The following is a 9,701-nucleotide window of genomic DNA, read 5'->3' on the forward strand; positions in this document are numbered from 1 at the left end:
GGAGCCATATTGTGCCGCAGCGCCATCGCGGAGAATTTCAACTGTTTTCAATGCTGACGCTGGGATCGTTGCAACATCAGGACCTTGCGTGCCCGAGCCGCCAATCGACACCAGCGCGGCACGATGACGACGCTTTGAATTTACGAGCACGAGTGTTTTGTCCGATGACAGACCACGTAGCGCTGCTGGACGCACAAAGGTCGAGCCGTCAGAGATTGGCTCACGACCAATCGTGTAAGAAGGCACAAGCGTCTTGAGAACGTCATTTGTATCCGTAAACGAAACATCCTTGATAGTTGCTTCGTCGAGAACATCGATCGGCACGGCCGAATCTGCGACTGTACGCGGCTTTCCGCGCGATCCTGTTACAGTAATGGTCTGTTGCACAGAGACTGAATCTGTGACGGCAAGTTCCTGTGCGACGGCAATTTCCTGAGCAGTTGCCGTCAGGCCACCTGCAGCCAGAAACACACCAGACATCAGATATGTTCGAAAAGAAGTTCTCATTGTTTACTACCCCGTTTTGCTGCGCTGCTTGTCGGGCAACGCGACCCCATCCGCAGAGCGGATTAACTCAAAATCTCCTCCGTATGCGTTGCAACGCGCCACACCGGAAAATTCGATGAAAGATACCCTTGGATCTCTCGTATTCTTGGGAAAGCCGCCTTCACACGACGACTGTCAGTGCTGGCCCAGCATTGGGCCGCTCTACTGGTTCATCATTGAACCAGTTTCCAGCAGAACCGGTGTATTGCTTCGTTCAAACTGAAATCTCTGCGCTTCCGGCCCTACAAGGTCTCAGCGCACAGTAATGATGCACCGCAACATGAAGTCAGCTTAATGTGGGTGCACTTACGTCACCTGATTATTTGGAATGCAAGAACACCGCATGCTCACTAAAGTGAGGCTTGGCCATATGGGAAAGCCGAAGGGTCAGGGAAGCATGTTCGAAATGGCCACAATCGTCTCTGCGATCTCTCGCACAGGTTTCCCTCGGGACATGGCCATCTTGCGCAGGGCTTCATAAGCAGCTTGCTCCGTGACGCCCCTTTGTTCCATCAATAAGCCCTTGGCACGCTCAATCAGCTTGCGAGCCTCCAGGTCGCTCTTTGAACGTGACAATTCCTTGTGCAGCGCATCCATCAGCCGAAAACGCTCCATCGCGACGTCCAGCACTGGGCCAACGCGCGCGGGAGACAGGCCACTGACGATATAACCACTTGCACCAGCCCTGATTGCACGGCGTGCGAGGTCACCCTGGTCTGCCTCCACAAAGACAACAATCGGCATCGGTCTCTTGCCTGAAAGCTCTTCTACAACGCGGATCATATCCCCATCCGGCACATGGCGGCTTATTATGAGTAGATCGGCCTTGTGAATATCGGTCGCCGCGATCACAGATTGTATTGAGAGTTCGGCGATGCGGCGCACATTCGCTGTGTCGCCGAGCCCCTCGTCGAAAATCGCCGCTCGGGCAACGTCATCTTCGACAAGCAAAATCTCCAATGGCATCACTGGTGGGTCGCACTGCGGCACGTTCATGGCGTGCCCCCCGGTAGCTGAGGCACGCTCTGCCGCCCCAAGCAAAGCAAGGGGGACAAAGCCTGCCTGCCGCGCCCAATTTCTACTGATCGTGCCTTAAGTGTCGCCATGAAGCTGAGTATCGCCGGGCCCCTGATTACTGCTGCATTTGAGCAAGCTTCAGGGTCAGTCCGACATGAATTCAAGGCGAATCGGCCAACTGCGCGACCGAACGGAGCGCTAGATGCAACGTTGGGCACACAATAAGCTTTTCTGCCAACTGTGTGGCAGTTTCATTTTTTTAGCTCACCCCATATTGGGCGGCCCCGGCTTAGCGGGGCGGATTGCCCCTATTCGGCGGGTGCGGGTGCCAAATCAGCTTCTTTTTCTTCGATCTCAAGGCGACGTGCCACATCATTTGGAGAACCTGATTTCCGAGCGATCAGCGCATAGGCGGTCGGCACGAACAGAACCGTGATGAAAGCTGCGGTAATTACGCCGAACAAAATTACGACACCGATGGCTTGGCGCGTCTCCGCCCCTGCCCCTTCAGACAGAATTAGCGGCACAGCGCCCGCGGCCGTCGTCAAGCTGGTCATCACGATTGGCCGGAAGCGCGCCAGGGCCGCTTCGCGCAGCGCCACCTCAAACTCTTCGCCCTCATCTCGCAGCTGGTTGGCGAATTCGACGATCAGGATACCGTTCTTGGCCGCAAGGCCGACCAGCATGATCAGTCCGATCTGGGTATAGATGTTAAGCGTGTTGCCCGTTAGCCAAAGCCCCAGCAAACCACCGGCGATCGTCGCGGGCACGCAGAGCATGATGATGATCGGATGCCGATAGCTTTCAAACTGCGCCGCCAGCACAAGGAACACGATCACGAGGCCAATCGCGAACACGAACAGGATCGAGCTACCGGAAGATTTGAAGTCGAGTGACTGGCCCTTGTAGTCAATCGTGGCCTCGGTCGGCAGCGCTTCCTTGGCAATACGCTCCATGCCGGTTAGCGCAGTGCCCAACGAGACGCCCGGCGCAAGGCCCGCCTCAATCGTGATCGATCGCACGCGATTGTAACGGTTTAGGCTTGGGCTGTCGGCAATCGAGACAATCTTGGTCAGGCTGGACAACGGAACAAGCTGGCCGGAGCGGGACGACCGCACGTAGATGTTCTGAACGTCCATCGGCGTATTCTGGTCGGAGCGCAGCCCTTCCAAGATGACGTCATATTCCTCGCCGTCATCCGTATAGGTCGTCACGCGTCGCGATCCGAGCATGGTCTGCAGCGTGTTGCCTACATCCGAGACGGTCACGCCAAGGTCGGCGGCCCTGTCATAGTCGATCGAGATGCGGAACTGCGGCTGGGTTTCCTTATAGTCCCAGTCGATGTCCACGAGGCCCGGGTTATCTTCCTCCAGCGCGGCAACAAATGTGTCGCGCCACTGGGTCAGCTGCTCATAGGACGGCCCGCCAATAACGAACTGGACAGGCTTGCCATTGCCACCACCGAGGCCCTGCCGCATGACCGCGAAGGCTCGTATGCCCGGCATGTCAGACAGTTTTTGATTAATCTCCGCAATGATCTCGTCGCCGGACCGGCGCTTCGACCAATCTTCCAACACAACAACAACGAAGCCTTGGTTGAAGCTCGCACTGCCGAAGCCCGGCGCCCGCACCAGAAGGCGTGTTGCCTCGCCAGATTCTGTATAGGGCAGCAGGCGTTGCTCGATTTCGTCGAGATACGTCGCCATATAATCGAACGACGCACCTTCCTCCCCGCGAATGCTGATGAAAAAGGTACCGCGGTCTTCCTGAGGCACGAACTCCTCGTCGATGTTCTGGTACAACCAGGCCGCGCCTCCGAAAATGCCCAACAGGATCAGCATGACAAGGATCGGCCGGAAGATGAGCTTGTTGAGTATCCAGCCATACCCGGCCCTGAGGCGCGCAAACACGCTGTCAATCGCCATCGGAATGTAACGCATCACACCCGTCGTGGCCTTGGGCTTCAAAAGCTTTGAGGACATCATCGGCACAATGGTCAGCGACAATATACTGGAGAAGAAGACGGCCGCAGCCATGGTCAGCGCGAATTCGGTGAACAGGCGCCCGACATTACCCTGCAGGAAGGTGATGGGGATGAAGACCGCGATAAGCACCATCGTGGTAGCAATCACGGCAAAGCCCACCTGACGCGTGCCGCGATAGGCCGCCACAAGTGGCGTCTCGCCATACTCATCCATGCGTCTGTGAATATTCTCCAGAACAACGATGGCATCGTCCACGACAAGACCGATGGCGAGCACCAGCGCGAGCAGCGTCAGCAGGTTGATCGATAGTCCCAGCGCCAACAGTACGATGAATGTGGAAATGATCGAGATCGGCACCGTTATGGCCGGAATGATGGTCGAGCGCAGGCTCCCCAGGAACATGAAGATGACGACCGTAACCAGTCCCACCGCAATGAACAGCGTATTGTAGACCTCACGAATGGACGCATCGATGAAGATCGAAGAATCCGATCCCCGGGCGATAACCATGCCTTCCGGCAGTGTTTTGCTGATCTCGTCGGCCAGATTTCTTGCTGCGGCAGCCACCTCAACAGTGTTCGCCGTTGACTGTTTAATGATGCCGAGCCCGACCATGGGCACGCCATTGCCCCGGAATGTGTTCCTGTCTTCGGCGGTGCCACGCTCAACGCGGGCGACGTCGCCCAAGCGGACAAGGTATCCGTCATCGCCCTGTGAGATAACCAACCCCGCAAAATCCTGCGGCGTCTTGAAGGCTCGCTCGATACGCACCGTGAAGTTACGGGAATCCGACTCCAGGCTGCCAGCCGGCGCCTCGATATTTTCTCGCCTCAGCGCATTTTCGATATCACTGACAGCCAGACCCCGCGAGGCAAGCGCTCGCCTGTCGATCCAGATGCGCAGCGCATAATCGCGCGCGCCCCCGACCTGCACACGCGCAACCCCATCAAGGGCCGAGAAACGGTCTACAATGTATCGCTCCGCATAATCGGTGAGTTCAGGCGTCGTCAGGCGGTCGCTGCCAAAGTTCAGCCAGATGATTACATCATCGTTCGCGTCCGCCTTCTCGATCTCTGGCGGATCGGATTCGTCAGGCAAATTGTTGAGCACACCGGATACGCGGTCTCGTATATCATTGGCGGCTGCGTCAATGTCCTGATCGATACTGAATTCGATACTGATACGCGAGCGGCCGTCAGTGGAATTCGAATTGATAAAGCGAATACCCGAGACGCCAGCGATACGGTCTTCGATAACGCGCGTAATACGAGTTTCGATCACATTGGCCGATGCACCGGGATAGCGTGTGCTGATCGTGACAATTGGCGAGTCGATGTCCGGGTATTCGCGCAAAGCCAGCCGGTTATAGGCGACGAGGCCGAAAATAATTAGGATAAGCGACAGGACAGAGGCAAAGACCGGACGCTTGACGGAGACGTCTGACAGCAACATCCGGGCTATTGCGCGTTAAGGGCAGCGCCGTTGCCGGACGCGCCAGGGAAAACAGCCGAACGTTCACGCACGAGGACTTCACCCCCGTCACGGGCCTTGATAGCCCCCTCGGTGATGATGAGATCGCCTTCGGAGAGTCCGGACAGGACTTCAACATTCCCAGCCTGACGAAGGCCGATCTGGATTTTTCTCTTCCGCGCGATTTTCTTGCCATTTTCCTCGACAGCGACGTAGACAAAGTTGTCAGGCCCAAGTGGCTGTATCGCCCCTTCCGGAATAGACAACGCGGTGCGCGCGTCAGCCAGAATGGTAACACGCATGAACATGCCAGCCTTCAAGTTACGATCCGGATTTGGTAGAACGGCGCGCACGCGCACCGATCGCGTCACCGGATCAATTGTATTGTCGACGCTGTCGATCTTGCCGGCAAATTCCATGCCCGGCAGGTCATCGGTTGTCGCCGTGACGGTGACTCCCGCCTTGAGTGACAGAAGGAAACTAGACGGCACTCCGAAATCGAGATTCATCTCGCTATCGTCGACCAGTGTTGCAACCACATCACCAGGCCTCACATAGGTTCCGACGCTGACCATGCGAAAACCAAGAACGCCATCGAATGGCGCAACTAGCACGCGGTCCTTCTGGCGCACCTGTACGGCGCGCAACTGGGCATTGGCATTGTCCAGGTCCCGCAGGGCAGCATCAAGCGAGGTTTGTGCAATAGCGTCCTGTTTCGCCAGTATCTGAGCTCGCTCATACTGGCGAAGGGCTTCATCGGCCGTGGCCTGCGCCGCTTCGACCAGGGCGATCTGCTCACGTTGTGCAAGGGAAACAAGCGTCTTGCCCTGTTTCACGCGCTCGCCATCGTCGAAATAGATGGCGGTCACACGGTCCGCCACATTGAGCGTGAGTTCTACGCGTTCATTTGCTTTCAGCGTGCCCAGCGCCTCAATGCGCATGGCGAAATCCTGCTTGCCGACTTCCGCGACAAACACACTGGATGGTCCGCGCCCTTGCGCAGAAGCCTGAACTGTCAGAAGCGCCATGACCGCTATCGCCGCACCAAGCGTCCGCGACAGAGTCAGTTTGCTCCAGATACGGCCAGTATGTGCCATTCAAATGCCTTATGATGTTCCGTCAAACTGCGAGATTCCGCACGAATGCCCGGAAACAAGCGCCCACATGGCGTTGTCCCCGCACTTCACGAAGTAATCCGCCAAGTCCAAGAGGCAATACCATGTCGAACGCCTCGCTTAGCATCAAAAAACGAACAGTTTCCCAATGGTAACGAGAAATTTATCGGTTCAGACCCGCTTTCAGGCCTTGGAATCTGTTTTTGGTGCAGCAGTGAGGCCAATTTCAGCAAGAACCTCATCCGTATGCTCGCCTATCAGGGGAGCTGGGCGGATTGTACGCACCGACTCGTCCCTGAAAATCACCGGAGGCTGCGTCTCCCAGTAATTCCCCTCGGTCGGATGCGCCCGCTTCTGGAAGAAACCAACCGCCTGCAAATGTGGATCGTCCCTCAGCTCTGTAATGTCATTGACGCGTGCAGCTGGAATGTCCGCTGCAGAAAAGGCTTCGAGCCAATGCTGCGTCGGCTTTGACGTCAGGTACGCCTGAACCCGCTCCATCATGTAGGGCATGTTGTGGTAGCGTCCACGCCGGTCATTGAGGCGCTCGTCCTTCAACTCGTCCGGTGCATCCAGCACATCAAACAGGCGAACCCAACGTGCGTCGACATAGGGCGCAATCGTTATCCATCCATCTGCTGTCTCGAGAGGCTGGCGTGAGGGATCGACCTGGCGCTGGTAGCAGGCTGGCCCGTTCGGCGGATCGAACGTCTCGCCGTAGAGGTGCTCCTCCAGCAGGAAGTGCGTCACACACTCGAACATCGGCACTTCGACATGCACGGCTTCCCCGGTCCTGTCGCGCTTACGCAGCGCTGCGAGCGTGGCATAGACTGCGTGCAGGCCAGACACCTTGTCGGCAATGGCGGTCGGCAGGAAGCGCGGCGCAGGATTACCGTCCACCCGTGGCAACAGGCTGGCCGTGCCTGAAAGGCCCTGGATCAGGTCGTCATAGGCCGGGCGACCTGCATAGGGCCCGCTCGATCCGAAACCCGTGCAATGCACGTAGACGATATCCGGCTTGATCGCCTTTACCTCGTCATAAGTCAGCCCGATCCGCGCCACCGCGTCTTCCCGGACATTATGAATAAAAACATCACTTTGCTCTATCAGCTTCGTGATTGCCGCCTTGCCCTCGTCCGACTTGAGATCCCATACGACAGAACGCTTGCCCCGATTGATAGTCAGGTGACACGGCCCCATGGATTTTGTGTTCACCGGCTTGCCGACATTGCGGAAGTCATCACCCGCCGCCGGTTCGACCTTCACGACATCGGCGCCCATGTCGGCCAGCGTCTGCGTGCAATAGGGACCGAAAATGACCGTCGTCATGTCGGCGATACGGATATCGGAGAGCACGTTGGTGCCTGGCATGGGCATTTCCTCGATCATTCTATCGACGGTTTCGCATCATTACGGACGGGATTCCGACGGGTTTTTCAGGGTTTTGCTACGAGGTTGAGGATGGTTTTTCAATGCAGAGACCGGCATGGCAGTCCCCTTCCCCGGCGGCACACAGCCAGTTTTTTGACTTCGGGTCGGCGCGTCCCCAAGTAACCTGCTGCATGGTGCCACCTCACCGTACGACGCCACTCCGGAGCCCCGATTGATGACCAAACTCTCCATTCTCGACCTTGTCCGTGTAACCGAAGGCACCGATGCCCGCACGGCCATGGACAATGCGCGCGACCTCGCGGCGCATGCCGAGAGTTGGGACTACAACCGCATCTGGGTGGCGGAACACCATAACATGGCCGGTATCGCCAGCGCTGCGACATCGCTGGTTGTGTCCCACATGGCTGCTGGCTCGAAGAAAATCCGCGTCGGCGCAGGCGGGATCATGCTGCCCAACCATGCACCGATTGTCATTGCCGAGCAGTTCGGTACCCTTGAACGGCTCTATCCTGGCCGGATCGATCTCGGTCTCGGCCGGGCCCCTGGCACCGACCAGATTACGGTCCGCGCCCTGCGCACGACCCACGAGGACGCCGAGCGCTTTCCCCAGGACGTGATGGAGCTGCAAGCCTTCTTCAAACCCGTCCAACCGGGCCAGCGCGTCCAGGCAGTCCCCGCCGCCGGCACCAATGTTCCTCTCTGGATTCTCGGCTCGAGCCATTTCGGCGCCATGCTCGCCGCAGAGCTTGGCTTGCCTTACGCTTTCGCATCGCACTTTGCGCCGGCGCATCTGATGGCCGCACTCGAAATCTATCGCAGCCGTTTCAAGCCATCTGAGCAATTGGACAAGCCATACGCCATGGTCGGCGTGAACATCATCGCCGCCGACACGGATGCCGAGGCGCAACGTCTTTCCACCACGCAGAAAATGTCCTTTGCCAACCTGCTGCGCGGCACGCGCTCGTTCAGCCAGCCGCCGATCGACAATATAGACGATTACTGGACCCCGGCCGAGAAAGCCCAGGCCCAGAACATGCTGGCCCGCTCAATCGTCGGCTCACCTGAAACCGTCAGCAAAGGTATAGACGCGTTAGTCTCCGAGACCGGCGCTGACGAACTCATTATCGTCTCGGACGTCTATGATCATAATGCACGCTTGCGCTCATTCGAGCTGATAGCCAGTACCCAGAATTAATCAGCTCCCCTTCGGGATTGCATAATAGCGCCAAGATAGGCGATGTTACTGCAGAACAGAAAATCGGAGGAAATACCCTTGAGCCTTGATGATACAGACTTTACCGGAAAACGGGTTCTCGTTGTTGGTGGGTCCAGCGGCATCGGAAATGGCATTGCGCAAGCTTTTCATGTCCGCGGCGCTGAGGTGCATGTCTGGGGAACACGCGCCAAAGCGTCGGACTATGCCCCCGCTGAGGGCAGTGATCTTGAAGGTCTGGTCTATCAGCAGGTCGATGTCGGCAGCCCAGACGCCATTGAGGCGGCCAGCTTTGACTTCGATAGCCTCGATTGCCTCGTCCTGAGCCAGGGCATCGTTGTCTACAAGCGCGGTGAATTCGAAAACCCCGGCTGGGACAAAGTCATGGCCGTCAATCTCGACAGCCTCATGCACTGTTCCCGCCGGTGCAAACCGATGCTTGCGAAGGCGGGTGGCTCGATCATTATCGTCAGTTCGATCTCAGGCCTCTCGGCCAATGTCGGCAACCCGGCCTATGCCGCTTCCAAAGCTGGCGCGATCAGTCTCACAAAGACTCTTGGCCAAGCCTGGGCACCTGACGGTATTCGCGTCAACGGCCTCGCGCCTGGCCTTGTCGACACCAAGCTGACCAAGGTAACGACCGAAAATCCCAAACGCCTTGAAGGCGCCTTACGGGCCATCCCGGTGGGACGGATGGGCACGCCCGGCGACATGGCAGGCGCCGCGGTCTTCCTCGCCAGCCCGCTCGCTGCCTATGTCTGCGGCCAGACCCTCATCGTCGACGGCGGGCTCTCCCTCTAGAGCGCAGCGGAAGTCACCCGAAAACAAAGACGAGTGCTCAGCTCACATCAACGGCTGAGCATTCTTTCATGGCTGTTACTATGCTTCCTCGGCGCTTCCAAAGATAATGGTCTTCAAACCCAACTATCCGCCAAGTCCTTTGAGCGGCTCGAGACATAGGTG

Annotated in this window: 7 protein-coding genes; 2 read left to right on the forward strand and 5 right to left on the reverse strand. The window is 57.6% G+C overall.

Annotated features, from left to right (window positions below):
* The 5 genes from HY30_RS13940 to HY30_RS13960 form a co-directional block, all read right to left on the reverse strand.
* On the reverse strand, positions 1-507 hold a 507-nt coding region (locus HY30_RS13940; RefSeq protein ID WP_155839349.1), incomplete at its 3' end, for a TonB-dependent receptor plug domain-containing protein.
* Positions 508-933: 426 nt separating this feature from the next.
* Entirely contained in the window at positions 934-1,542 is a 609-nt protein-coding gene (locus tag HY30_RS13945) for an ANTAR domain-containing response regulator (RefSeq protein ID WP_081812253.1), read from the reverse strand.
* Positions 1,543-1,871: 329 nt separating this feature from the next.
* Positions 1,872-5,000: an efflux RND transporter permease subunit gene (locus HY30_RS13950; RefSeq protein ID WP_034741875.1), complete on the reverse strand. Its 3,129-nt coding sequence runs from the start codon at positions 4,998-5,000 to the stop codon at positions 1,872-1,874.
* A gap of 5 nt (positions 5,001-5,005) precedes the next feature.
* A complete protein-coding gene (locus tag HY30_RS13955) occupies positions 5,006-6,115 on the reverse strand; it encodes an efflux RND transporter periplasmic adaptor subunit (RefSeq protein WP_051615506.1) in 1,110 nt (369 codons plus the stop codon).
* A 201-nt stretch (positions 6,116-6,316) separates the two neighbouring features.
* The gene (locus HY30_RS13960; protein WP_034741889.1) at positions 6,317-7,504 is read right to left on the reverse strand and encodes a CaiB/BaiF CoA transferase family protein; all 1,188 of its coding nucleotides are present in this window, start codon (positions 7,502-7,504) and stop codon (positions 6,317-6,319) included.
* Positions 7,505-7,739: 235 nt separating this feature from the next.
* On the opposite strand from HY30_RS13960, the gene HY30_RS13965 reads away from it, so the two are divergent.
* Together HY30_RS13965 and HY30_RS13970 are read left to right on the forward strand one after the other, a co-directional pair.
* Positions 7,740-8,720 (forward strand): LLM class flavin-dependent oxidoreductase, encoded by a 981-nt coding sequence (locus HY30_RS13965; protein WP_034741878.1) that lies wholly within the window; start codon positions 7,740-7,742, stop codon positions 8,718-8,720.
* A gap of 42 nt (positions 8,721-8,762) precedes the next feature.
* On the forward strand, positions 8,763-9,539 hold the full coding sequence (locus tag HY30_RS13970; RefSeq protein WP_051615507.1) for an SDR family NAD(P)-dependent oxidoreductase: 777 nt from the start codon (positions 8,763-8,765) through the stop codon (positions 9,537-9,539).
* The last annotated feature ends 162 nt before the right edge of the window (positions 9,540-9,701 follow it).

This window comes from Hyphomonas chukchiensis (genome assembly GCF_000682695.1).
GTDB lineage: Bacteria > Pseudomonadota > Alphaproteobacteria > Caulobacterales > Hyphomonadaceae > Hyphomonas > Hyphomonas chukchiensis.

Bases quoted from the DNA above. Each gene is read 5' to 3' on its own strand.
- HY30_RS13945 (WP_081812253.1), bottom strand. From the start codon at position 1,542: ATGAACGTGCCGCAGTGCGACCCACCAGTGATGCCATTGGAGATTTTG.
- HY30_RS13950 (WP_034741875.1), bottom strand. From the start codon at position 5,000: ATGTTGCTGTCAGACGTCTCCGTCAAGCGTCCGGTCTTTGCCTCTGTC.
- HY30_RS13955 (WP_051615506.1), bottom strand. From the start codon at position 6,115: ATGGCACATACTGGCCGTATCTGGAGCAAACTGACTCTGTCGCGGACG.
- HY30_RS13960 (WP_034741889.1), bottom strand. From the start codon at position 7,504: ATGCCAGGCACCAACGTGCTCTCCGATATCCGTATCGCCGACATGACG.
- HY30_RS13965 (WP_034741878.1), top strand. From the start codon at position 7,740: ATGACCAAACTCTCCATTCTCGACCTTGTCCGTGTAACCGAAGGCACC.
- HY30_RS13970 (WP_051615507.1), top strand. From the start codon at position 8,763: ATGTTACTGCAGAACAGAAAATCGGAGGAAATACCCTTGAGCCTTGAT.